We start from the raw sequence: 23,613 nt of genomic DNA on the forward strand, positions 1-23,613 counted from the left end.
TGATGAGGTATCAGGCGTTCACGCCTTTCATACCCTCGGCAGAATATCGATCGCCTTTAATCTCTATCCGGCGATGCAGGTTGTTCAATGATTCAATATCGCTTTTCTCAAGCACAATGTCGGTAGCGCGCGCGTTCTCGGCCAGATAGCCGGCGTGCTTAGTGCCCGGAATAGGAACTAGCCTCTCGTATTGTGCTAACAGCCAGGCAAGGGCAATCTGACCTGCGGTACAGCCGTATTTTGCGGCCAGCGGGTGGATGACATCGAGCAGCTGACGGTTATGATCGAGGCTGGACTGCGCGAAACGTTCGTTATTTTTCCGGAAATCACCTTCTGCAAATTCGCTATTGTTCAGGTATTTTCCCGTCAGGAAGCCTCTGCCAAGAGGCGAGTAGGGCACCAGACCAATGCCCAGCTCTTTTACGGTCGGCAGAATGCTTTCTTCGATATCGCGCGTCCACAGAGAGTATTCCGTTTGCAGCGCGGTGACCGGATGTACCGCATGGGCCCGCTGCAGCGTTGCAGCCGACACTTCGCAAAGGCCGATGTGGTTGATCTTGCCCTCTTTAACAAGGGTGCGCAGACAATCCATACTCTCTTCGACCGGGGTGACGTTACTCAGTCTGTGAAGATAAAAGAGGTCGATTCGCTCCACGCCAAGCCGCTTGAGGGACTCGTTACAGCAGCGGATGATATAGTCAGGCGTATTGTTGATGGTGCGGGCATAAGACTCGTCAGGCGAGCGATCGATGCCGCACTTCGTGGCGATTTTGAACTGCTCCCGAGTGCTTTTATCCAGTCCGGCAAGAAAATGACCGATCAGTCTTTCATTATGACCACGCCCATATAAATTTGCGGTATCAATAAACGTCACGTTCAGATCGATGAGGCTATGCAATACCTGCAGCGAGGCGTTGTCATCAGTCTGGCCATAAAATTCACTCAGACCCATGGCACCATAGCCGACGGCACTGACGGTAAGATTTTGAGATAAAGTACGTGTTTTCATAGTTTCTCCTTTTCAGACGCTATGATTGTTTCACCTCAATTGTGGATACTGAATTTTCATTTTCGTTATGCTGAAAAGGTATCAGTCTCCGCCGTGCTGCTTCCTGGATAGTTAAAAACGACAAAAGTTGTCAAATCGTTAAATCCGTCACACTTTTGATGATAAACTGCGCGACTTTTCCGCACGTTTTTATCTTCAGGTGACGCCATGACAGAACATATCCAGCCCACGACCAGACCGCAGATCAACGAGGTTTTACGCCCCAACTGGTCGGCGGTTTTCTCCGTGGCGTTCTGCGTCGCCTGCCTGATTACCGTTGAGTTTCTGCCGGTGAGCCTCCTGACGCCGATGGCGCAGGATCTGGGCATTTCCGAAGGCGTGGCGGGGCAGTCCGTTACCGTCACCGCCTTCGTGGCGATGTTCGCCAGCCTGTTTATCACCCAGGTCATTGGCACCATCGACCGCCGCAAGGTGGTCATTCTGTTCAGCGTGCTGCTGACGCTCTCCTGCCTGCTGGTTTCCTTCGCGGAAAGCTTCACCCTGCTGCTGCTCGGTCGCGCCTGTCTGGGGCTGGGGCTCGGCGGCTTCTGGGCGATGTCGGCCTCGCTGACCATGCGCCTGGTGCCCGCGCGTACGGTGCCAAAGGCCCTGTCCGTTATCTTCGGTGCGGTCTCTATCGCCCTGGTGATTGCCGCACCGCTCGGCAGCTTCCTCGGTGGGATTATCGGCTGGCGTAACGTCTTCAACGCCGCGGCGGTGATGGGCCTGCTCTGCATCATTTGGGTGTGGAAAGCGCTGCCGTCCCTGCCGGGCGAAGCGGCGCACCATAAGCAGAACATGTTCGCGCTGCTGAAGCGCCCCGGCGTGATGGCGGGAATGACCGCCATCTTCATGGCCTTTGCCGGGCAGTTTGCCTTCTTTACCTACATCCGCCCGGTGTTTATGACCATGGCGGGCTTTGACGTGGACGGCCTGACGCTGGTGCTGCTGAGCTTCGGTATCGCCAGCTTTGTCGGCACCTCGCTGTCGTCCCAGTTCCTCAAACGCTCCCTGAAGGTAGCGCTGGCGGGCGCGCCGCTGGTGCTGGCAATGAGCGCGGCGGTGCTGGTGCTGTGGGGCAGCGACAAGTGGGTGGCGTCGGCGATTGCGATTGTTTGGGGCTTCGCCTTTGCGCTGGTGCCGGTGGGCTGGTCGACGTGGATCACCCGCTCGCTTGCCGATCAGGCGGAAAAGGCCGGGTCGATTCAGGTGGCGGTGATCCAGCTGGCGAACACCTGCGGCGCGGCCATTGGCGGCGTGGCGCTCGACCATCTGGGGCTGACGTCACCGCTGGTGATTTCCGGCACGCTGATGCTGCTGACCGCGCTGCTGGTGGCGGGGAAGGTTAAGGCGAAGTAAGTCAATTCCCCCCCTCACCCCGGCCCTCTCCCCAAAGGGGCGAGGGTGAAAACACCGCACCGAGCCGTCCCCTCTCCCCTATGGGGAGAGGGTTAGGGTGAGGGGGGACATCAGGCTACGCCGATGCCTTAACCCGTCTACGCGAATCCATCGAAATCAGCACCACCGACGACACTATCAGCAGCGTTCCCAGCCAGTCCGGCAGGGTGAACGCCACGCCCAGCAGCAGCACCGACAGCAGCGCGCTGCTCAGCGGCTCAGCGCAGCTCAGAATGCTCGCTTTCGGCCCGCCGATCATCTGTGCGCCTTTCAGGTACAGGCTGAACGTCAGCGCCGTGCCAATCACCACCAGGTAGAAAAACGCCAGCAACAGGCTGCCGTCAATCACGAACGTGGTTCCTCGTCCGGCGTAGAACGGCGTTAACATCAATCCCGCAATCAACATGCTCCAGCCGACAATCGGCAGCGTGCCGTAGCGGGCGATCAGCGTTGACGGGTACGTCGTATAAAACGCGGCGGCGAACGCCGAGGCGATGCCGAAGAACAGCGCGGCAGGCGAGATGGAGAGCGAGGTCGGGTCGCCGTGTGTCACCAGCAGGAAGGTACCGACAAGCGACGTCAGAATGGCGGACAAGACAAACACGCCGGGGCGCTTTTTCCGCGCCAGCGCAAACCACGCCACGATGATGGTCGGTGACAGAAACTGCAGCACGGTAGCGGTCGCGGCATTGGATTTTTCAATCGTCAGCAGGAAGGTGAGCTGCACGGTGAGCGCGCCGACCAGTGAGAAAATCAGCAGGCTGAGGGCGTCTTTGCGATGCTTGATGACCGAGAAAATCTTGTCGCCGTGGACGAAGGAGAGCGTCAGCAGGATCACGCCGGTAAACAGCAGGCGAACCATGGTCAGGTAAGGCGAAGAAATGTGGCTTTTCTCCATGATGTACTGCGCGCAAACCCCCGAGCTGCCCCATAAAACGGCGGCGATGAGGACGTTTAGCATCCCTTTGCGTGTGGAACCCATGTTCTCCCCTGCTATGTTGTCGTTAATTCGGTCAACAGCATAGCATGGTTGTGTGCGGCCTGATGCCCTCACCCCGGACCGTACACCCACGGGGAGAGGGGGAAAACCGTAGGCCGGGTAAGCGCAGCGCCACCCGGCATGTTGTTGACCTTAGAACCACGCCTCCCACATCGCGCCGACGTTGAAGTCGTCGAGCGTTTCATCTTTGGTGTTGTTCACGCGCGCGGTGCGTTCGTTGTCCACCTTGCCGCCGGTCACGTAGAAGCGCAGCATCGGGCGGAACTCCGGCCCCATGGCGATAGACATGTTCTGCGACAGGGTCAGCTTCCAGCCCTTGTTGTCGCCGCCGTTGTCGTAATCAACGTGCTGCCAGCCCGCTTCCAGCCAGGTGGAGTGAACGTCGTTCCACCAGTGCATCGGGCGCACGATGGCATTGTAGTTCTTACGGTTGTCGGTCTTATCTCGGCTGTTGTTATAGTCGTGGAAGGCGAGGATGTACTCCACCTGCGTCGCTTGGGTGAATTTGTACAGCCCTTCGAAGCTGGCGTAGACCGTGGTCAGGTCCTCGGTTTTGTTGAACACGCTGTTGTCCGAGTTATCGGAGTAGCGGGCGATCACCTTGTTCACGCCGCTGTCGTTGGTGTGGCTCAGCACCACGCCGCCCTGCCAGGCGTTCAGACGCTCGTCGCTCTCCACCGCCTTGGAGTCAAAGCCGTAGTTGGCGTACAGCTCCATGTCGATCGGGCCGAGCTTCATGCCGTGGATTTTTGAGGTTGCGGCGTAGTTGCCTTTGTCGCCCGTGCCGGAACCGCCGGTACAGGTGATGCGTGACGGGTTCGCTTCGTCTTCCATCACTTCCGGGCTACAGGATTCCACCGCCGCCACGGCGGCCACGTCAAACTGCACGCCGCCGATGTCGAAGTTCTTCACCCCGGCGCCCTGGCCGTCGTGGTTCATCCAGAAGTAGTCGTTGATGCCCTGCTGCGGACGCTGGTGGAAGTCACGGCCGGCCCAGAAATAGGCGTTCGGGTTGGAGGCCATAATGTTGGTCACCCCCGCGTAGGCTTTTTTCAGGTTAACTTCGTCGCCCCAGTGGTCGATCATCACGTTGATGTCCCAGATGGCGCCGTTTTCCCCCTTGAAGGCCTTGGAAAGCTGGAATTCCCCGCCGTTGCCTTCGTTACCCAGACGACCAATGGCGGACGCGCCGTTATAGGAGCCGTCCACCGCCACGTATTTCTGATCGGCGGCCTGGAAGTGCGCGCCGTAGCGGGCGTAGCCGGTAAATTTAATCCCGAACGGGATCGCCATATCCGGAGACTGCGCCGCGCTTTGCGGCTCGGTGACCACGTCCGCTTTTTTCGCGACCGCCGCATCCATTTTGGCCTGACGCTCGGCCAGGGCTTTGTCCACCGCTTTCGCCACAATGGCGTCGATTTGCTCCTGCGTGAATTCTTGTGCGAGCACGGAAATTGGGCAAAGCGCGGCGATAACCGCCATGGTTAATGGAAGTTTTTTAATCGTATTCATGGTTATCTCAATATAGTTTAATTTTATTCAGACAATAACCATCCCGCTCCGATCTGACAGAGTATGTCGCTATCATCAGAACAAGTGGAATTCTATTTAGGGTACAGAGGTATTACAGTAACTTTATTTCGCCATAGACTATCTCTGATATAGATGAATAATTTCTTCGGATAGTTCACGCGCTAATAAGGAGTTCATTAAATGATCCTGCGCGTGCACCATAATTAAGGTCATCGGCTGGCGAGCTTCGCCCGCATCCTGCTCGATCAGTTTGGTCTGCATCTTGTGCGCCTGGCGCGCGTAGCCGTCGGCTTCGCGCAGCAGGCTTTTGGCCTCGTCAATATTGCCCTGACGCGCCGCGTGCAGCGCCTCAAAGCACAGGCTGCGGGACTGACCGGCATTGACGATAATTTCCATTACGGCTTCTTCGAGTGCGATCATCATTATTACTCTTTTTCAAAGCTATTATTTAAGGCGGTGGCGGCAAACCACTCTCCGCTTTTCTTAATGGTGCGCTGCTGCGTCTCTAAATCGAGCTGGATAAATCCGTAGCGATTTTTATACGCGTTGCACCACGACCAGTTATCAATAAACGTCCACATATGGTAGCCAAGACAATTGCACCCTTCGCTAATACCCTTATGCAGCCAGGCTAAATGCTCAGAAATAAATTCGATGCGGTACCGATCGTTTATCTGGCCGTTTTCAATAAAGCGCTGCTCGTTTTCGACGCCCATGCCGTTTTCAGAAATAAAGCAGCGAGGGTTGCCGTAATTGTCGCGCAGGTTGACCAGAATATCGTAAATACCCGGCTCGTAGATTTCCCAGCCGCGGTACGGGTTCATCTTGCGGCCCGGCATCTCGTAGCTATCAAAGAACCACTCCGGCATAAACGGCGCCTGCGGGTTCACCGCGCTGTCGCGACACTTCACGCGACGCGGCTGATAGTAGTTCACGCCGAGCAGGTCGATTTTCCCTTCAGCAATCAGGAAACCGTCCTCCGGTTTACAGGCGGGTAATTGATCGTAGGATTTCAGCAGCGCCACCAGATCCGCCGGGTATTCCCCGCGCAGGACCGGGTCGAGGAAGCTGCGGTTAAACATCAGGTCTGCGATGTGCGCCGCCTTCACGTCAGCCGGGTTCTGCGAGCGCGGGTACGACGGCGTCAGGTTCAGTACGATGCCAATCTCCCCCGCGTAATGCCCGGCGCGGTAGGCGCGAACGGCCTGCGCATGGGCCAGCACGGTGTGATACGCCACGGTGGCCGCCCGACGAAAATCCACCACGTTCGGATAGTGGAAGTCGTACAGATAGCCGCCTTCCACCGGCACGATCGGCTCGTTGAAGGTAAACCAGTGCAGCACGCGATCGCCAAACAGCTCGAAGCAGATCTGCGCATAGCGGGCGTAGGCGTCCACCACGTCGCGGTTTTCCCAGCCGCCGATTTCCTGCATCGCCATCGGCATGTCGAAGTGGAACAGGGTGATAAACGGCGTGATGCCCTGTTCATTCAGCTCATCAATAACCTGATTGTAAAAATCGACCGCCTCAGGGTTCACTTCACCGATACCGTCGGGGATCAGGCGCGCCCAGCTAATCGAGGTGCGAAAGCTGTTGTGGTTCAGCTGCTTTAACAGCTGAATGTCCATTTTCCAGTGCTGATAGAACGTGGAGGTCTGCTGCGGCCCCACGCCGTTGTGAAAACGGTTCGGCTCGCGGGCAAACCAGTAATCCCACGTGGTTTCGCCCTCTCTTGCCCCTTCCGTCTGGAGAGCGGAGCTTGCGCTGCCCCACCAGAAGTTATCGGGAAATGCGTATTTCATGACTCTTCCTCTTTGACTTAATTGCTGGCGGCTTCAGCGTTACCGACGGTTGCCTGGGCTTTCTGCTCTTCGTTTTTGATGAGCGTACGCTCATAGGCACGCAGGAACGGCAGGTACATCAGCGCGGACATCACCATGCAGACCAGACACATCACCACCGGACTCAGCGCCCAGTTCGCCGCCCACGAGGCGCCAATCGGTGCAGGGGTGGTCCACGGGGTCAACGACACAACTTGCGCCAGCCAGCCGAGCTTCGTTGCACCGTACGCCAGGCAGGCGTTGACCAGCGGAACGAACACGAACGGGATAAACAGCATCGGGTTCATGATGATCGGCGCGCCGAACAGAATCGGTTCGTTGATGTTAAAGAAGCTTGGCACCACGCCCATTTTGCCGATGGTGCGCAGGTGGGTCACGCGGCTGCGCAGCAGCAGGAACGCCAGCGGCAGGGTAGAGCCTACGCCGCCAATCAGCAGGTAGTGATCCCAGAAGCCCTGCAGGTAAACGTGCGGCAGCGCCGCGCCTGCGGCGAGCGCCGCCTGGTTTGCCGAGAGGTTCGCCATCCAGAACGGGTTCATGATGCCGGTGACGATCAGCGAGCCGTGAATACCGGCGAACCAGAAGATTTGGCACAGCAGCACGGAGAGCAGAATGGCGGGCAGGGAGTCAGAGGCGGACACCAGCGGTTCCAGCAGGTGCATGATCGCCTGCGGGATGATCATCCCGGTCTGCGCTTCAATGAACAGGTTCAGCGGATGCAGCGTGCCGATCACCACCATCACCGGGATCAGGATCTCGAACGAACGCGCCACGCCGGTCGGCACTTCCTTCGGCAGGCGAATGGTGACTTTGTTCTGCTTCAGCCACGCATAGACGCGGGTGGAGTAAATCGCGGTGATAAGCGCGGTGAAAATCCCCTGACCGGACAGATACTGGGTCGAAATTTTGCCGTCGGCATAGGGCGCGGCGACCAGCAGGAAGGCCATAAAGGCCAGCAGGCCGGACATCACCGGGTCGAGGTTGAACTGACGCCCCAGGCTTGCCCCAATCCCCACCGAGATGAAGAAGGTCATCACGCCCATGCTGAGGTTAAACGGTAGCATCAGCTGCTCGCGGTAGGTCTGGGAAAAATCCAGCCAGCCGCGGGCGAAGCTGTTGGTGGTCTCCGCCGAGAACGGCGGGAAGATGAACACCAGCATAAACGAGCCGATGATCATAAACGGCAGCGCGGCGGTAAAGCCGTCGCGGATTGCAATCACATACTTTTGCTGACCAAGCTTCGCGGCCAGCGGGGTAATTGACTGCTCAATCACCGCGACCATCGATTGATATAACGAACTCATGTGAACACCTTTTAGTGTGCCGCTTCGATGAGCGACAGAGCATAGTCCAGTACTTTATCGCCACGCTGCATGCCGTAGTCCATCATGTCGATGGGCTGTACCGGAATGCCTTGCGTCGCCGCCTTGTCTGAGAGCGTCTTTAACATGTATTTCACTTGCGGTCCGAGAAGGACAACCTGGTATTGCGGAAACTGCGTATCAAATTCGGAAACACCGTACGCATCAATCTTCACCGGCAAACCACGTTCTTTCGCGACATCGACCATTTTGCTGACCAACAGGCTGGTGGACATCCCGGCAGAGCAGCACAGCATAATCTTGAACATCGACAACCATCCTCTAAATGTAAAAAGTTATTGCGAGGATGATTGGACATCATACGGAAACCGGTTTCCATTTATAAAAGACAGAAGTGTGACAACCATCAAGAAGCTTTGCTTATGGGGCTTATTACCACGATCTGCATCACGGAATTTGGCGGTTATGACGTCATTTTGAGTGGGAACGGAAAATCGGTTTCCATGAAAAACGGAAACGGATATACTCCGTACTGGCTATAATGTGAGCCGTAGCGGTAATGGAATTTGCAGGCATATAGTTGGCCTGCCAGGGGAGAGAGATGTCTACAATCAACGATGTATCACGTCTTGCCGGGGTGTCTAAAGCCACGGTATCGCGAGTGTTGAGCGGGTCGCGTGGCGTAAAGGAAGCCAGCCGTCAGGCTGTACTGAAAGCGGTGGATGAGCTGAACTACCGGCCTAACGTGATTGCACAGTCGCTGCTCAGCCAGTCGACGGGCTGCATTGGCGTGATTTGCGCGCAGGAAAACATTAACCAGACCACCGGTTATCTGTACGCGCTGGAAAAACAGCTCAGCCAGCATCAGAAACACCTCCTGCTGCGCTTCGCGCACAGCAAAGCGGAAGTGATGAACGCCCTCGAAGAACTCTCCTGCGGCCTGTGTGACGACATCCTGGTGATTGGCGCGCGTTTCCCGCTGGACGTCGACATGGATAACGTCATCCTCGTTGACTGCATGGAGTCTGATAACGTCAACAGCATCCATTTCGATCACGCGTTTGCCGCCGAAACCGCCTGTAACTACCTCACCAGCCAGGGTCGCCGCCAGATTGCGCTGATCCACCCGCACGGCAGCGGTTTTGCCGACCAGGTGCTGCTCGGCTACAAGCACGCGCTGGAGAAAAATTTCCTGCCCTTTAATCGCAACCTCGTCTTTATGGACGCGACCTCGTCGTCCGTTGCGCTGCAGGAGCTGCTTAACAACGCAACCACGCTGAATTTCAACGCGCTGCTGGTGGCGGACGAGCAGGAAGCCCAGCGGGTGATCCCGCAGCTGCAGGCGTTTAACAAATCGGTGCCGGACGACATCATGGTCTTCAGCCTGGGCGGGTCGCTGCATCTGCCGGGTATTCCGGTGATCCCGGCCATTGAGTATTCAATGGATGCGATGGCAGCGCGCATCGTGAGCTGGCTGACGGAGAAAACGCAGATGCTGGGGTCCTATGTTCTGCGCGGGGATTTAATTATTCCTGACATGCGTAAGCGTTAAACGTGTGTGTAGGCCGGGTAAGGCGCAGCCGCCACCCGGCGAGAACTCAGTAATCTTCCATACAATCCACCTGACTGACGGCATCCCAGTAGGCGTCCAGGTTGTCGCGCTTCACGGCGGTAATGGCATTTTTGATCAGCAGCTGGTTGGCCACCGACGACAAAATCATCGCCTGCCAGGCCTTATCGCTCTGTTTTTTCTGCGGCGTACAGGCTTTCTTCACATCTTTCAGCACCTGCTGTTTTATCTGGGCCTCTTTCGCCGGATCGTCCTTCTCCCGAGCGTGGACAAACGCGGCGAACAGCAGGCAAACGAGCAGGCAAACCAGGTGCGCAGCTTTCATCGAAACCTCCAGTTAACGTCACATGCTTCCCATGAAATATATCGTTACATTCAGTGTAGCGATTCCAGCCGAAAGTATGATTTTCTCTTTTCTGCGCATCAGAATCGCCCACCGATGAGGTTACTGAATACCGCCGCCCAGCGACTGCCACAGCATAATGCGGTTTTCCAGGTCGGTTTGCTGCAGCGCAATCAGCGATTCCTGCGCCGACCACAGCGACCGCTGCGCGGTGAGCACCGTCAGATAATCCCCCGCGCCCGCCTTATAGCTGCGCGTTGCCACATTCAGCGTTTTTTGCTCCGCCGCCACGTATTCGCGCTGGGCGTCGAGCTGCTCGCTCAGGGTTTCACGCCGCGCCAGCGCGTCGGCCACGTCCTTAAACGCGCTCTGGATGGCTTTCTCATAGGTGGCGATCAGCCCCTTCTTCTCCGCTTCCGCGTAGCGCAGCTGCGCCAGGTTGTTCCCGCCGCTGAACAGCGGCAGGGTGATGGACGGCGCGAATGACCAGACCTTCATCCCGTGGCTGAACAGGGATGACAGCGAATCGCTGCCGACGCCCGCGCTGGCGGTCAGCGAAATGGTCGGGAAGAAGTTGGCGCGCGCCGCGCCGATGTTGGCGTTGGCGCTCAGCAGGTTATGTTCCGCCTCCTGAATGTCCGGGCGGCGCAGCAGCGCGCTGGAGCTGACGCCCGCCGGGATCAGCGTGATGGCGTTGTCGCTCAGGCTCTCCAGCGTGCCGGGCAGCAGGTTCTCCGGCACCGTATCGCCCGCCAGCAGATTGAGGGCATTTTTGTCCTGCATCACCAGCGTCCGGTAGCTCGCCACGCTGGCGCGCGCCTGCTGGTATACCGCCGTCGCTTCGCTGACGTCCGTCGCCGCCGCCACGCCTACTTCCTGCTGGCGTTTGACGATTTTGAGCGAGTTCGCGGCGCTCTCCATGGTGGATTCCGCCAGCGCCAGGTTGCTGTTATCCGCCGCCAGCGTCACCCAGGCCGTGGTCAGCTCGCTAACCATCGTCAGGCGCGTGTTCTGCGCGGTGAATTCGCTGGCAAGCCAGGTTTCACGCGCGGCGCGGGAGAGGCTCTGGTTGCGGCCAAACAGATCCAGCTCGAAGCTGGAGACCGCGCCGTTGGCTTCGTCGCTGGTGGTCACGCCGCTCGCCAGCGTGCGGCTGCGGGTGTGGCTCAGCTCGGCGTCCACCGTCGGAAACAGGGACGAGCGCGTTTCACCGTACTGGGCGCGGGCGGCGTCGATATCCGCAATCGCTTTTTTCACATCGCGGTTGCTGTTAAGCCCCATCGTCACCACGCTTTTCAGCCGCGCGTCGTTCATCACCTGCTGCCACTGGCTCACCACGGCGGTGGCTTCGCCGTGCGCGCCGGGCAAGGTTGCCGGGACGGGGGCGTCCGGGCGTTGATACGTTGGGTCTAACGACACACAGCCTGCGCTCAGCAGGGCTAACGCTAAAACAGATACACGAAACATTATGACCTCCGGTTCGCGTGTTTACCGGAGAACAGACGTTTCACCAGTACAAAGAATAAGGGAACGAAGAAGATCGCCAGCAGCGTCGCGGCCAGCGTCCCGCCGATAATGCCGGTACCAATTGCCACGCGGCTGTTGGCACCTGCCCCGGTTGCCACGGCCAGCGGCGTCACCCCTGCGATAAACGCCAGCGAGGTCATGACGATCGGACGCAGGCGCGTCTGGGCGGCACGCAGCGCGGCGCGCGTCAGGGAGTAGCCTTCCGCGACTTTGGCTTCGGCAAATTCCACAATCAGAATGGCGTTCTTCGACGACAGGCCGATGGTGGTCAGCAGCGCCACCTGGAAGTAGACGTCGTTGTTCAGGCCGCGCAGGGAGGCGGCGACGGCCGCGCCCAGCACGCCAAGCGGGATCACCAGAATGACCGAAATCGGCACCGACCAGCTCTCATACAGCGCCGCCAGGCACAGGAACACGACCAGGATGGAGAGGGCATACAGGCTCATCGCCTGACCGCTCGCCAGCTTTTCCTGCAGCGACAAGCCGCTCCACGCCCAGGTGCTGCCGGACGGCAGGCTGTTTGCCAGCTGCTCCATTTTGCTCATCGCCGTGCCGGAACTGGCGCCGCTGGCGTTTTCGCCCTGAATCTCATACGCCGCCGAGCCGTTGTAGCGCACCAGGCTTTCCGGGCCGTACTCCCAGCGGGTGGTGGCGAAGGCGGAGAACGGGGTCATGGTGCTGTCGCTGCCGCGCACGTACCATTTGTTGAGATCCGACGGCACGGCGCGATAGTCGCTGTCGCCCTGGATGTAGACCTTTTTCACGCGGCCGCGATCGATAAAGTCGTTCACGTAGGTTCCGCCCCAGGCGCTGGAGAGGGTATCGGTCACGTCGCTCAGGGAGAGCCCCAGCGACACGGCCTTGTTGTTGTCGATATCCACCTGAAGCTGCGGCATCTGCGGCAGATCGTTGGCGCGCACGGCGTGCAGCGAGCTGTCCTGGTTGGCTTCGCCGATCAGCTGGTTACGCAGCTTCAGCAGCGCGTCGCGGTCGGTGCCGCCGCTGGCCATCAGCTCAAAGGTAAAGCCGTTGCTCTGGCCCAGGCCGTCCACCGCAGGCGGCGTCATGGCAAAGATGGTCGCATCGCGGATGGTGCTCAGCTCCTGCGTGGCACGCAGGGCAATGGCCTGAGCGGTATTCTCATCGCCTTTACGCTCTGACCAGTTTTTCAGGGAGACAAACGCCATCCCGGCGTTCTGGCCGCTGCCGCTGAAGCTGAAGCCTTCAATGGTGAAGATGACGTTGGTGTTGGCTTTCTCTTTGGTGAGGAACCACTCGCGCACCTGGCGGCTGACTTCGGCGGTACGCACCGTCGTCGCGCCTGCTGGCAGGGTGTACTGCACCATGATTTCACCCTGGTCTTCCGTCGGCAGGAAGCTGCCCGGCAGCTTAAGCATGGCGAAGCCCATCGCGCCGCAGAGCAGGGCGTAGATGACCAGCATACCGCCGGAACGGCGCAGGGCGCGCAGCACCCTGTTCTGATAGCCGTGCTCGGTCCTGCTGTAGAAGCGGTTAAACGCGCCGAAAAAGCCCTTTTTGTGAGGGGGCGTATGGCGCAGGATCGCGCCGCAGAGCGCCGGGGTCAGGGTTAACGCCACCACCACGGAGAGGAACATCGCCGAAATAATGGTGACCGAGAACTGACGGTAAATCACCCCGGTGGAGCCGCCAAAGAAGGCCATCGGCAGGAATACCGCGGAGAGCACCAGCGCAATGGCGATCAGCGCGCCGGAGATTTCGCCCATCGATTTCTCGGTAGCTTCCCGCGCGGGCAGCCCCTCGTCGCGCATAATACGCTCGACGTTTTCCACCACCACGATGGCGTCATCCACCAAAAGCCCAATCGCCAGCACCATCGCAAACAGCGTCAGGGTGTTGATGGAGTAGCCGAACAGCGCCAGCACGCCGAAGGTGCCAAGCAGAACGACAGGCACCGCCAGTGCCGGGATCAGCGTCGCGCGGATGTTCTGCAGGAACAGGTACATCACCACCACCACGAGGATAATGGCTTCGAACAGGGTTTGAATCACGTCCTCAACGGAGATCTTGATGAACTCGGTGCTGTCCTTCGGGTACGCCACGTCGTAGCCTTCCGGCATCGACTTTTTGAACTCAGCAATCTTGTCTTTTACCGCCGTCGCAGTGTTGAGCGCGTTCGCGCCCGGTGAAAGCATCACCGCCATACCCGCCGCCGGGTGGCCGTTCAGCTTCGCCGTGGCGGTGTAGTCTTCGCTGCCCATCTCCACGCGGGCGACGTCGCTAATGTGCACCACCGCGCCGTTGGACTGGCTCTTCACGATGATCTTTTTAAACTGATCGACCGTTTGCAGGCGCGACTGGGCGCGGACGGTGGCGGTCAGCTGCTGGGCGTTTGACGAGGGCAGCGCGCCGATTTTACCGGCGGAAACCTGCACGTTCTGGGCTTCGATCGCGCTCTGCACGTCGGACGGCATCAGCGAGTAGGACGCCAGCTTCGCCGGGTCGAGCCAGATGCGCATCGCATATTCCGCACCGAACACCTGCAGGCTGCCGACGCCCTCCACGCGCGCCAGCGGGTCCTGCATATTGCTCACCAGCCAGTCGGCGATATCCGAGCTGCTGGCGGCGTCGGTTTTGTCGTACACGCCCATGATCAGCAGGAAGTTACTCTGCGATTTCTCGACGGTAATGCCGGACTGCTGCACCTCGGTCGGCAGGCGCGATTCCGCCTGCTGGACCTTGTTCTGCACCTGCACCTGGGCGGTGTCCGGATCGGTTCCCTGTTCGAAGGTGACGTTGATGCTCACCGACCCGTCCGAGCTGCTGGTGGAGGTGAAGTAGAGCAGGTTATCCAGCCCGGTGAGCTGCTGCTCGATCACCTGCGTCACGCTGTTTTCCAGCGTCTGCGCGGAGGCGCCGGTGTAGGTGGCGGAGATTTTGATCGACGGCGGGGCGACGTCCGGGTACTGCGCCACCGGCAGCGAGCGGATCGCCAGCATCCCGGCGAGCATGATAAGTATGGCGATAACCCAGGCAAAGACCGGGCGACGCACGAAGAAGCGGGAAAACATCAGGCGTTTCCTCCGCTGGTTTTCATCTCTTCGGCCTTCACTTCCTGCCCGGCGGCCACTTTGTCAGTACCTTCCACAATCAGCCTGTCGCCCGCCTTCAGGCCGCTCAGCACTAGCCATTTGTCGCCGTAGGTGTCACCCGTCTCCAGCTGACGCTGCTCGACCTTGTTGCTGGCATTGACCACCAGCGCGGTGGCGGTGCCTTTGGCGTCGCGGGTGATTCCCTGCTGCGGCGCGAGTATCGCATCGTTCATGACGCCTTCATCTACCCTGGCGCGAACGAACATGCCCGGAAGAAGCTGATGCTGCGGGTTCGGGAAGACGGCGCGCAGCGTGACCGAGCCGGTCGATTCATCCACCGCCACTTCGGTTAACGCCAGACGGCCTTTCTCGCTGTAGGTGCTGCCGTCTTCGAGGATTAACGACACGCTTAGCGTATCGCTGTTGGTGGCAAGGGTTTGCTTGCGTAAACGCAGCAGATCGGCGCTGGAACGGGTTAAGTCGACGTACATGCTGTCGAGCCCGCGAACGGTGGCGAGCGCGGTATCCTGCTGGGCGGTCACCAGCGCGCCGGGGGTCACGGAGGAGATGCCGATGCGTCCGGCAATCGGCGCGGTGACGGTGGTCCAGTTGAGGTTAATGCGCGCGCTCTCCTGCGCGGCCTTCTTTGACTCAACGCTGGCCTTGTCCTGCGCGCAGGTGGACTTCGCGTCCTCTGCGTCCTGACGCGACACGCCGTCGTCCTTCACCAGCTGCGCATAGCGCTGGGCCTTCTGACAGTCGGCCTGCACCAGCGCCTGCGCCTGCTTCAGCGCGGCGGCGGCTTCATCGTAGGCGGCGCGGTAGCTGGAAGGGTCAATTTGATACAGCGCCTGCCCGGCCTTGACCGTATCGCCTTCGGTGAACAGCCGCTTCTGGATAATGCCGCCTACCTGCGGGCGCACTTCGGCGCTCATGGCGGCGGCGGTGCGGCCCGTCAGCTCGCTGACGACGGACACCGGCTGGCTCATGAGCGTGACAATCCCCACTTCCGGAAGAGGACGCTGGGGAGCAGATGTTTGCGCATTATCGCACCCTGTCAGGAGGAGTAATGCCGCGATGGAGGTTGTTATGGTTTTCATAATCTTTTTCCAAGGTGAACGATGCCTGCCCCGTTAATCGCTTAACAGGGAGGAGGGCTAATTAAAGGCACAGCGATACCGCATCTCTGACTGAGTCAGAAATGTAAAAAAGGGGAATTACTTATTCCCGCTAATTATTCATATGCGATTACTTCGCAGTGAAAAGCATATTTAAAATATCCTGATAAAGAGGCTCTAATTGTTCTGACGGTACTTTTAACGGCGTGAGTCGACGGTAAATGGTGCCTTCGATCATCACGGCGGTAATCTCCACGCAGCAGCGAATATGCTCGTCGCTCAGGTGGGGAAACTGCTTTTTCAGATGCGCGCAGGCGTTGGCGAACATGCGCGATTCGGCTTCGATCAGCATGGCGGCAACCTGAGGATTGCGCGTGGCCTCGGCGGACATTTCCAGCATCAGGGCATCGTCATCTTCGTTGAGGGTCTGTCGCCAGGCGAGCGCCTGCGGCATCCCTTCCACCAGGGTTTTGCCCTGCATCTCCTCGATGCGCGAGTCGATGATGCGGCGGATCATCTCTTCGATGATCGCGTCTTTGTTGCTGAAATAACGGTAAATTTGTCCGACGCTGAGCTTCGCCTCGCTGGCGATCTGCGACATGCTGGCGGCGTGAAACCCGCTGGCCCGAAAGCAGCGGCGCGCGGCGGTAACGATCTCGTCCTGGCGCAGTTTTTGTCGTTCTTCCAGCTTTGTGCTCATCGTCGGCTACCGTGTAAAAGTGAGAATGATCGTTCTCATTATACGTTTTAGGTGCGTATTGGAAAGGCTTTTTTTATTTACATATTGAATGAATATTTCCAGGGTTAAACAATGGAGGAAATAAGGAGTTTTTATGAAGGTGAAGCTGTGAGATATTCAGATTGCGCTGAAAATAAGGAGAACAATATGCAGTTGAGCATCACTGAAAAAGTTACGCCAGAAGAAAAAGAAGAGTTATTAACGGGGCTGAGATCGTATAACGGGCAGTTTTTAGATCTGGCGAACTTTAGCGGCGATATTGGCGTTTACGTGCGGGACGAAAAAGGCCTCATGCTCGGCGGGCTGATTGGGGTGCGGAAAGGCGACTGGCTGAATATTGATTTTCTCTGGGTCAGCGAGACCGTGCGCGGATCCGGCGTCGGCAGCCAGCTCATCAGAACGGCCGAAGAGGAAGCCCGACGCAAAGGCTGCAGGCACGCGCTGGTCGATACCGCCAGCTTCCAGGCGCGCCCGTTTTATGAAAAACAGGGGTACCAGCTGCAGATGTCTTTACAGGATTATCCGTATAAAGGCATGCAGCGGCACTATCTGGCGAAAGCGCTTTAACCGCCGATCCCAGTGCCGATCACGGCAAGCGCATGACGGACAATGATTTCCGGCGAGAGGGATTTTAGCCTCTCGTCATTGCGCATGCGTGAGAACGGCACTAGCACCAGGCTCAGCAAGGTCGTAAACAGCAGCTCCGGTGCCAGCGCCTGATTCAGCTTCCCTTCCTGCTGCCAGCCTTTGATGGTGGCGAGCGTCGCCTGATACTTCTCGTCACCAAACCGCGCCTGCAGATGGGTGCGCAGTACCGGCATTTCGCCAATCACCTCCTGCATCCACAGCGGTGCAAACCAGTGATGCTGTTCCGCCAGCTCGGCCAGCACCTTAACCATTTCCGTCAGGGCGTTCACCGGCGAATCCCGGTTATCGGCGAAAATCGTCCCGATCCTCTCGCGTAACGGCAGAAAACGCTCCTCAATCATCGCATCCAGCAGCTGCTCTCGGGAGTTGAAATAGTAGTGCAGCATCGCGGGCGTGAAGCCTGCCTCTTTGGCGATGGCGTTCAACGAGGTGTTGGCGATCCCCTGACGGGAAAAGAGGTTCAGGGCGATATCCAGCAGCTGTTCGCGGCTGGCGGTGACGCGCTTGCCGCCGCGTGGACGGCCCGGGCGGCGCGGTTCAGAATTGTCTTTTAATGCTGGCATGACCACGGTGCCTCTTGATCTTATTCATCACTTACACAAATATTAATTATACGATTAATTAATTTCAAGCGATCTCTTATGGAGTCCGACGTAATGACTCAACCTGCGCAAAAAGCGCCGTCGATTAAGCTGCTGTTCAGCGCGCTGCTGCTGGTGATGCTGCTCTCTGCGCTGGATCAGACCATTGTCTCTACCGCGCTGCCGACCATCGTCGGCGAGCTTGGCGGGCTGGATAAGCTCTCCTGGGTGGTGACGGCCTATATCCTCAGCTCCACCATCGTGGTGCCGCTGTACGGCAAGTTCGGCGATCTGTTTGGGCGTAAAATCGTCCTGCAAATCGCGATTGTCCTTTTCCTCGTGGGCTCCGCGCTGTGCGGGCTGGCGCAAAACATGACCCAGCTGGTGCTGATGCGCGCCCTGCAGGGGCTGGGCGGCGGCGGCCTGATGGTGATCAGCATGGCCGCCGTCGCGGACGTGATCCCGCCTGCCGATCGCGGGCGCTATCAGGGGCTGTTTGGCGGCGTGTTTGGGCTGGCGACGGTCATCGGGCCGCTGATCGGCGGGTTTATCGTTCAGCACGCCTCCTGGCGCTGGATTTTCTACATCAACCTGCCGCTGGGGCTGTTTGCGCTGCTGGTGATTGGCGCGGTATTCCACGGCAGCGCGCGGCGCAGCAAACATGAGATTGACTATCTGGGGGCGATTTACCTCAGCATGGCGCTGCTGTGCATCATCCTGTTTACCACCGAAGGCGGCACCGTCCGCCCGTGGAGCGACCCGCAGCTGTGGTGCATTCTGGCCTTTGGCCTGACGGGGATCGCCGGGTTTATCTATGAGGAGCGGCTGGCGTGGGAGCCGATTATTCCGCTGTCGCTGTTCCGCGACCGCAGCTTCCTGCTCTGCAGCCTGATTGGCTTTATCATTGGCATGTCGCTGTTCGGCTCGGTGACCTTCCTGCCGCTGTACCTGCAGGTCGTGAAAGACGCCACGCCAACGCAGGCCGGCCTGCAGCTCATCCCGCTGATGGGCGGGCTGCTGCTGACCTCCATTATCAGCGGGCGCATTATTAGCCATACCGGGAGATACCGCCTGTTCCCGATCCTCGGCACCCTGCTCGGCCTGGTGGGGATGTTTTTACTGACGCGCATTTCACTCACCTCCCCAACCTGGCAGCTTTACCTGTTCACCAGCGTGCTGGGCATGGGGCTGGGCCTGGTGATGCAGGTGCTGGTGCTGGCGGTGCAGAACAGCGTGTCGGCGGATCAATACGGCGTCGCCACCTCTGGCGTCACGCTCTTCCGCTCCATTGGCGGGGCCATTGGCGTCGCGCTGTTTGGCGCGGTGTTCACGCATGTTCTGCAGTCGGGGCTGGTGGACAGGCTGCCTGAAGGGGCAGAGCTGCCGCGCGAGCTGAACCCGACCGCCATTCATCATCTGCCAGACGCCCTGAGGCTGGACTACCTTGATGCGTTCGGCTCGGCCATTCACGCGGTATTCCTGCTGGCGGCGGGGATCATGGTGCTGGCGTTTGCGCTGTCGTGGTTTTTACGCGAGGCGCCGCTGCGTCGGCAGGCGTGAGGTTAGCGCTTCTGTTATTTATTGCGAGTCGCTTTCTGAATTTTAAACGTCTCCCTTGTCACTCTCCTGGACGTTGGCGCATGCTGTGGCCTGGTCAATAAACCAACAGAGGTTGCAATGAAGCGCACGGCAAAACTGATTAAAAAAGGGCGAAAGCAGGCTGTTGTTCTGCCTGCTGAGTTTGCGTTTGATACGGAGAGCGTTTATATCCGGCGGGATGACGAGGGAAATGTTGTTTTGACGGCAAGATCGGATAAAGAGCGGCACAGGGATAACTTTTTGCGTTTGCTCAAACAGACGCATGTGCCGGATTCTTTCCTGAGCAAAGAGGAGCGCAATCAAAGCTATACGACACGAGATCCTCTGGAAGGACTGTAGAAAATGTTGCATATGCTGGATACAAACATAGTAAGCCATCTTGTGAGGCAACACCCCGAGGTTCTAAACCAATATTCGCAAATCGCGCCTGAAAAGATGTGTATTTCAAGCGTAACGGAGGCTGAATTGCTATACGGCGTAGCCAAAAAGCAAAACAACCAACTGCACAAAACCATACTGGAATTTCTTAAAACCATCACCATTTGCGACTGGGACAGCGAAGCCGCAGCCACCTACGGCGAACTGCGTGCCGCGATGGAGAAGAAAGGAAAGGTGATGGGCGATCTCGATCAGTTGATTGCTGCCCATGCCATCAGCAGAGGCACAACGGTTGTCACCAACGATCGCGCATTTGGGATGGTACAGGACCTTATCGTTGAAGACTGGACGACAGTTTCCTGATGCCCTTCGCCCGGTGGCGCTCCCCCCTCACGTAGGCCGGGTAAGCGCAGCGCCACCCGGCAATAGGCTGTATATAACGTATCCTTCTTATTGATTCCTTTTCGTTTTTTAGCGCGCCGCCGCGTTGTCGATATAGTCTTCAAAACGTCTTTCAAAAGGAACTGTCTCGTGAAACTTCGACTGGGTGCGCTTCTCCTGACTGGCCTGCTGCTCGCGGGCTGTGACCAAAGCGGCAACGATGCCAAACACATAAAGGTCGGCGTGATCAACGGCGCCGAGCAGGATGTCGCGGAAGTCGCAAAAAAAGTGGCAAAAGAGAAATACGGTCTGGACGTGGAGCTGGTGGGCTTTAGCGGCTCGCTGCTGCCCAACGACGCGACCAACCACGGTGAACTGGACGCCAACGTCTTCCAGCATCGGCCTTTCCTTGCTGAAGATAACAAGGCGCACGGCTATAAGCTGGTTGCCGTTGCTAACACCTTTGTCTTCCCGATGGCCGGCTATTCCCGCAAGATTAAATCGGTGAATGAACTGAAGGACGGCGCAACCGTTGCCATCCCTAATGACCCGACCAACCTCGGTCGCGCGCTGTTGCTGCTGCAAAAAGAGAAGCTGATTGCCCTGAAGCCGGACGTTGGCCTGCTGCCAACGGCGCTGGATATCACGGCGAACCCGAAGAATCTGAAGATTATGGAGCTTGAAGGCGCGCAGCTGCCGCGCGTGCTGGACGACCCGAAAGTGGATGTCGCCATCATCAGCACCACCTATCTCCAGCAAACCGGGCTTTCTCCTGTTCACGACAGCGTCTTTATCGAGGATAAAAATTCGCCGTACGTAAACATCGTGGTGACGCGTGAAGACAATAAGGATGCGGAAAACGTGAAAGCGTTTGTTCAGTCGTATCAGTCACCTGAGGTGGCGAAAGCGGCAGAAACTATCTTTAACGGCGGTGCGGTGCCGGGCTGGTGATTTGCCTCTGCTAGAGCGGCACCCGGGCATCTATTCGACTCTCCGGCCAGAGGAAACCCTGGCCGAAGCGCGCCCCCGTGGCGCGGGCTCGCTCCAGATCCTGTGAATTCTCAATCCCTTCGATCACGATACGATCTGCAATCCCGGTTTTGACCGACTCGATATACGCCCTAAGCGACCCGCGAGCATTCAGCTCTGAACGATCGATTTTTACCCCGTCCAGCGCAAGCGCAAGGCGAAGAAAGTCTTCTGTCAGGTCGCGGGTGAGATCGTCGAGCCAGATCTTCCAGCCCGCCGCTCGGAGCTGGATAAGGGAATTACGCAGGCGCTGCCGTTCGGCTTCGCTCATGCGGGTGATGGTCAGCGGGTCCTGGATTTCTATCGTTATACGCTGCTGGTGGCGCAGCGAAAGCAGCAGCCGGAGGGCGCGATCGTCCAGGAAATGTTCTGCCGGAAGGTTTAACCAGTAATGCCCCCGGTCTGGCATTTGCAGGAGGGTAGTCGCCTGCCAGAAAAAAATCTGCAGCGCCGAGCGGGCGGGGAGTGAGGCAAAGAAAACGTCGAGATTGACGCTGGGGATCTCCACGAGAACTTCATGCGCGACAACGTGGCCTGTATGAAAGTCGACAAGCGGCTGGAACCGCAGCCCTGATATGTTCTGCAGGACGGGGGAAGGGAGAACGGTATACATGAAAAGCCTTCAGGAGAGATAAAAAAAGGTTCCCGCGGACACGGGAACAAAAGGCAAACGACACACGGTCAAATTCTTAATTCAGTATCCAGCGGATGCTTTGGTAGAACGAAGGGCCTCGCACCGCCTTCAGCTTGTTCATGGCATTGTTCTTGTAGAAGTACACCAGCCTCACGTTACAGCCCAGCTGGCGGGCAATTTGCTTGGTTTTCAGGTTGCATGAGTAACCGCGCAGTACGCTGGCTTCCTCGCTGGACAATCTCGCCGGGGTGCGCTGGCGGGTCGTCATGCTCACGTTGTAAAGACCGGGCGCCTGCGGCGTCTGGCTCATCAGGATTTGCCACAGCGCCTTGATGTCGCCCAGAGAAACCCTTTTGCTGATGACCCCGTCAACATGCTTAAATTTCAGATAACCGACGGACAGCGAATAAATATAGATCTTCGCTCCAGGCTGTTTTTGCTTAATACACAGAATATCGTCATTGGTTGTGACCCTGAAATGACCGGTATTCAGCGGATCGTAAATAATAATGTCAAAGGACTGCTCGCTAAGCGCAAGATCTTCGATATGCGTAAACCCATGGAAAATGACATCCTGCTGTACGTCTGCCTCACGCTTTCCTAACGACTGCAGGCCAATCATGGTGAATTCACAGCTATCAACCACGGCAACGTGTATTGTTTTTTTGGTTTTCATTGGCATTCTCCTTTCGCTGAATAATCAGTCCCTGGAAGAGAAAATAGAGAACTACGTTTTTAATAGACTGATGCGACGGAGTAAATGTAAGCCATCAGAAACATATGAGTAAAGGCTATGCTAATTATTGTGGGAATATAAAATTGAAAAATTGATTTAACGAGAAATACAATCTCTTTAATCTTTTAATAATCTTCAAGCCAGATTTTTATCCTGAGAATAGGCTAATATTAAGCTTTGATCTGGTTTTTAATGCCGGTAATCCACGGATTTTACGTGGTTTTTCAGCGTTTTCGTCAGAAAAAATCATAGTCAGATCGGGTTCTCACCTGCAGGACGGCTTTAATTAACGGCAGGGCGGAAGGATAAAATAGAAGTTTTTCTATAAATTTAATATCCATGTTCAGAATTTTAGCATTCAGGAGGATAAAATCCTGGCGCTAAGAGGTTGTGAGTGGAGGATGCATAACCTATTATCGATTTTCTTTTTACGATAATTTAGAAATGACATGATTAATGCTGAAATTCCCGTCAGGGTGATGGTGTTCTACAAAATAAATATATTTGAGGAGGTAATATGCGATGCTCTCCAGAATCTTCTCCCCGATTGCGTACTGCAAATTACCATTATCGACTCTACGGAACAGATGCTGACGTCTCTGGCTGATAATAAATTCGATATTTTTATCACCGAATTTAATTATCTTCTTAACCATAAGGAGTGGAGCACAGAGACCAGCGCCCGCTTAACGCTTTTGTGTAAATCGAACAATGTCAGACGCGTTCTTTTTGTTCCTGACCTGCAGTATGGGCTATTAAAGAAAGTGCTGGAGATGAAGTTTGAATTGACCATCAGCCTGCAGGATGAACTGGCGGAGCTGGAAAACGAGCTGCACGCGCTGTTGATGACAGAAGAGCCAAAGCCGGTCGTCTCTTCCTGGCTCAGGAAGGCGATGCGTACAGGTTCGCGCTCGCGTTCGGTGCTTTCATCAAGGGAATGGGAAGTGATTCATTTGATTGTGGAAGGCTATTCCATTACCGAGATAGCCCGCCATCGAAACCGATCCGTCAGCACAATTGCCACCCAGAAACACAATGCGATGAAAAAACTCAATCTTTCCAACCATAGCGAACTGATTAAGTATCTGCATACGGTTGGAAAGATGGGCGGCTAGCC

23 protein-coding genes are annotated in these 23,613 nt (G+C 57.2%); 8 read left to right on the top strand and 15 right to left on the bottom strand.

Annotated elements, in window-relative coordinates:
• Nucleotides 1-10 precede the first annotated feature (10 nt).
• The gene (locus tag E0L20_RS14735) at nucleotides 11-1,009 is read right to left on the bottom strand and encodes an aldo/keto reductase (RefSeq protein ID WP_131634592.1); all 999 of its coding nucleotides are present in this window, start codon (nucleotides 1,007-1,009) and stop codon (nucleotides 11-13) included.
• 207 nt (nucleotides 1,010-1,216) lie between these two features.
• Here E0L20_RS14735 and nepI point away from each other — a divergent pair, with 207 nt between their 5' ends.
• Nucleotides 1,217-2,407 carry a purine ribonucleoside efflux pump NepI gene (gene nepI, locus E0L20_RS14740; RefSeq protein WP_131634593.1) on the top strand — a complete coding sequence of 397 codons (1,191 nt, stop codon included), beginning with the start codon at nucleotides 1,217-1,219 and terminating at the stop codon, nucleotides 2,405-2,407.
• Nucleotides 2,408-2,522: 115 nt separating this feature from the next.
• On the opposite strand, the gene E0L20_RS14745 is transcribed toward nepI, so the two are convergent.
• The 6 genes from E0L20_RS14745 to E0L20_RS14770 all read right to left on the bottom strand — a co-directional run bounded on the left by E0L20_RS14745 (nucleotide 2,523) and on the right by E0L20_RS14770 (nucleotide 8,450).
• The gene (locus E0L20_RS14745; RefSeq protein ID WP_131634594.1) at nucleotides 2,523-3,428 is read right to left on the bottom strand and encodes an EamA family transporter; all 906 of its coding nucleotides are present in this window, start codon (nucleotides 3,426-3,428) and stop codon (nucleotides 2,523-2,525) included.
• A 150-nt stretch (nucleotides 3,429-3,578) separates the two neighbouring features.
• Nucleotides 3,579-4,958, bottom strand: coding sequence for a carbohydrate porin (locus tag E0L20_RS14750; RefSeq protein WP_131634595.1), 1,380 nt, complete (start codon nucleotides 4,956-4,958; stop codon nucleotides 3,579-3,581).
• Between the two features lie 138 nt (nucleotides 4,959-5,096).
• Entirely contained in the window at nucleotides 5,097-5,399 is a 303-nt protein-coding gene (locus tag E0L20_RS14755; protein ID WP_008500136.1) for a PTS lactose/cellobiose transporter subunit IIA, read from the bottom strand.
• Between the two features lie 5 nt (nucleotides 5,400-5,404).
• Nucleotides 5,405-6,781 (bottom strand): glycoside hydrolase family 1 protein, encoded by a 1,377-nt coding sequence (locus tag E0L20_RS14760; RefSeq protein WP_131634596.1) that lies wholly within the window; start codon nucleotides 6,779-6,781, stop codon nucleotides 5,405-5,407.
• Nucleotides 6,782-6,798: 17 nt separating this feature from the next.
• The gene (locus E0L20_RS14765) at nucleotides 6,799-8,124 is read right to left on the bottom strand and encodes a PTS sugar transporter subunit IIC (RefSeq protein ID WP_131634597.1); all 1,326 of its coding nucleotides are present in this window, start codon (nucleotides 8,122-8,124) and stop codon (nucleotides 6,799-6,801) included.
• An 11-nt stretch (nucleotides 8,125-8,135) separates the two neighbouring features.
• Nucleotides 8,136-8,450, bottom strand: a complete 315-nt coding sequence (locus E0L20_RS14770) for a PTS sugar transporter subunit IIB (protein ID WP_010426508.1) — start codon at nucleotides 8,448-8,450, stop codon at nucleotides 8,136-8,138.
• A gap of 293 nt (nucleotides 8,451-8,743) precedes the next feature.
• On the opposite strand from E0L20_RS14770, the gene E0L20_RS14775 reads away from it, so the two are divergent.
• A complete protein-coding gene (locus tag E0L20_RS14775; RefSeq protein ID WP_131634598.1) occupies nucleotides 8,744-9,694 on the top strand; it encodes a LacI family DNA-binding transcriptional regulator in 951 nt (316 codons plus the stop codon).
• A gap of 46 nt (nucleotides 9,695-9,740) precedes the next feature.
• On the opposite strand, the gene E0L20_RS14780 is transcribed toward E0L20_RS14775, so the two are convergent.
• The 5 genes from E0L20_RS14780 to E0L20_RS14800 all read right to left on the bottom strand — a co-directional run bounded on the left by E0L20_RS14780 (nucleotide 9,741) and on the right by E0L20_RS14800 (nucleotide 16,471).
• A complete protein-coding gene (locus tag E0L20_RS14780) occupies nucleotides 9,741-10,037 on the bottom strand; it encodes a YicS family protein (RefSeq protein ID WP_131634599.1) in 297 nt (98 codons plus the stop codon).
• A 120-nt stretch (nucleotides 10,038-10,157) separates the two neighbouring features.
• Entirely contained in the window at nucleotides 10,158-11,522 is a 1,365-nt protein-coding gene (locus E0L20_RS14785; protein ID WP_131634600.1) for an efflux transporter outer membrane subunit, read from the bottom strand.
• A complete protein-coding gene (locus E0L20_RS14790) occupies nucleotides 11,522-14,632 on the bottom strand; it encodes an efflux RND transporter permease subunit (RefSeq protein ID WP_131634601.1) in 3,111 nt (1,036 codons plus the stop codon). Before E0L20_RS14790 ends, E0L20_RS14785 begins: the two co-directional genes overlap by 1 nt.
• The gene (locus E0L20_RS14795) at nucleotides 14,632-15,753 is read right to left on the bottom strand and encodes an efflux RND transporter periplasmic adaptor subunit (protein ID WP_131634602.1); all 1,122 of its coding nucleotides are present in this window, start codon (nucleotides 15,751-15,753) and stop codon (nucleotides 14,632-14,634) included. The genes E0L20_RS14790 and E0L20_RS14795 overlap by 1 nt, the downstream gene beginning before the upstream one ends.
• 148 nt (nucleotides 15,754-15,901) lie before the next feature.
• Nucleotides 15,902-16,471: a TetR/AcrR family transcriptional regulator gene (locus tag E0L20_RS14800; RefSeq protein WP_131634603.1), complete on the bottom strand. Its 570-nt coding sequence runs from the start codon at nucleotides 16,469-16,471 to the stop codon at nucleotides 15,902-15,904.
• Nucleotides 16,472-16,657: 186 nt separating this feature from the next.
• Between E0L20_RS14800 and E0L20_RS14805 the strand changes: the two genes are divergently transcribed.
• Entirely contained in the window at nucleotides 16,658-17,077 is a 420-nt protein-coding gene (locus E0L20_RS14805) for a GNAT family N-acetyltransferase (RefSeq protein WP_131634604.1), read from the top strand.
• Here E0L20_RS14805 and E0L20_RS14810 read toward each other — a convergent pair.
• Nucleotides 17,074-17,721 carry a TetR/AcrR family transcriptional regulator gene (locus E0L20_RS14810; protein ID WP_131634605.1) on the bottom strand — a complete coding sequence of 216 codons (648 nt, stop codon included), beginning with the start codon at nucleotides 17,719-17,721 and terminating at the stop codon, nucleotides 17,074-17,076. The two genes, E0L20_RS14805 and E0L20_RS14810, sit on opposite strands and share 4 nt — an antisense overlap.
• Nucleotides 17,722-17,799: 78 nt before the next feature.
• On the opposite strand from E0L20_RS14810, the gene E0L20_RS14815 reads away from it, so the two are divergent.
• From E0L20_RS14815 to nlpA, 4 genes are all read left to right on the top strand, one after another.
• On the top strand, nucleotides 17,800-19,299 hold the full coding sequence (locus E0L20_RS14815; RefSeq protein ID WP_131634606.1) for an MDR family MFS transporter: 1,500 nt from the start codon (nucleotides 17,800-17,802) through the stop codon (nucleotides 19,297-19,299).
• A 117-nt stretch (nucleotides 19,300-19,416) separates the two neighbouring features.
• Nucleotides 19,417-19,677: an antitoxin gene (locus tag E0L20_RS14820; protein WP_131634607.1), complete on the top strand. Its 261-nt coding sequence runs from the start codon at nucleotides 19,417-19,419 to the stop codon at nucleotides 19,675-19,677.
• 3 nt (nucleotides 19,678-19,680) lie between these two features.
• Nucleotides 19,681-20,079, top strand: a complete 399-nt coding sequence (locus E0L20_RS14825; protein WP_207389454.1) for a type II toxin-antitoxin system VapC family toxin — start codon at nucleotides 19,681-19,683, stop codon at nucleotides 20,077-20,079.
• A 168-nt stretch (nucleotides 20,080-20,247) separates the two neighbouring features.
• Nucleotides 20,248-21,048 carry a lipoprotein NlpA gene (gene nlpA / locus E0L20_RS14830; protein WP_131634608.1) on the top strand — a complete coding sequence of 267 codons (801 nt, stop codon included), beginning with the start codon at nucleotides 20,248-20,250 and terminating at the stop codon, nucleotides 21,046-21,048.
• A 10-nt stretch (nucleotides 21,049-21,058) separates the two neighbouring features.
• On the opposite strand, the gene E0L20_RS14835 is transcribed toward nlpA, so the two are convergent.
• Nucleotides 21,059-21,739 (bottom strand): EAL domain-containing protein, encoded by a 681-nt coding sequence (locus tag E0L20_RS14835; RefSeq protein ID WP_131634609.1) that lies wholly within the window; start codon nucleotides 21,737-21,739, stop codon nucleotides 21,059-21,061.
• 76 nt (nucleotides 21,740-21,815) lie between these two features.
• The gene (locus E0L20_RS14840; protein WP_131634610.1) at nucleotides 21,816-22,436 is read right to left on the bottom strand and encodes a LuxR C-terminal-related transcriptional regulator; all 621 of its coding nucleotides are present in this window, start codon (nucleotides 22,434-22,436) and stop codon (nucleotides 21,816-21,818) included.
• Between the two features lie 509 nt (nucleotides 22,437-22,945).
• Here E0L20_RS14840 and E0L20_RS14845 point away from each other — a divergent pair.
• A complete protein-coding gene (locus E0L20_RS14845; RefSeq protein ID WP_242673411.1) occupies nucleotides 22,946-23,611 on the top strand; it encodes a LuxR C-terminal-related transcriptional regulator in 666 nt (221 codons plus the stop codon).
• Nucleotides 23,612-23,613 lie beyond the last annotated feature (2 nt).

It is taken from the genome of Enterobacter wuhouensis (genome assembly GCF_004331265.1).
GTDB lineage: Bacteria > Pseudomonadota > Gammaproteobacteria > Enterobacterales > Enterobacteriaceae > Enterobacter > Enterobacter wuhouensis.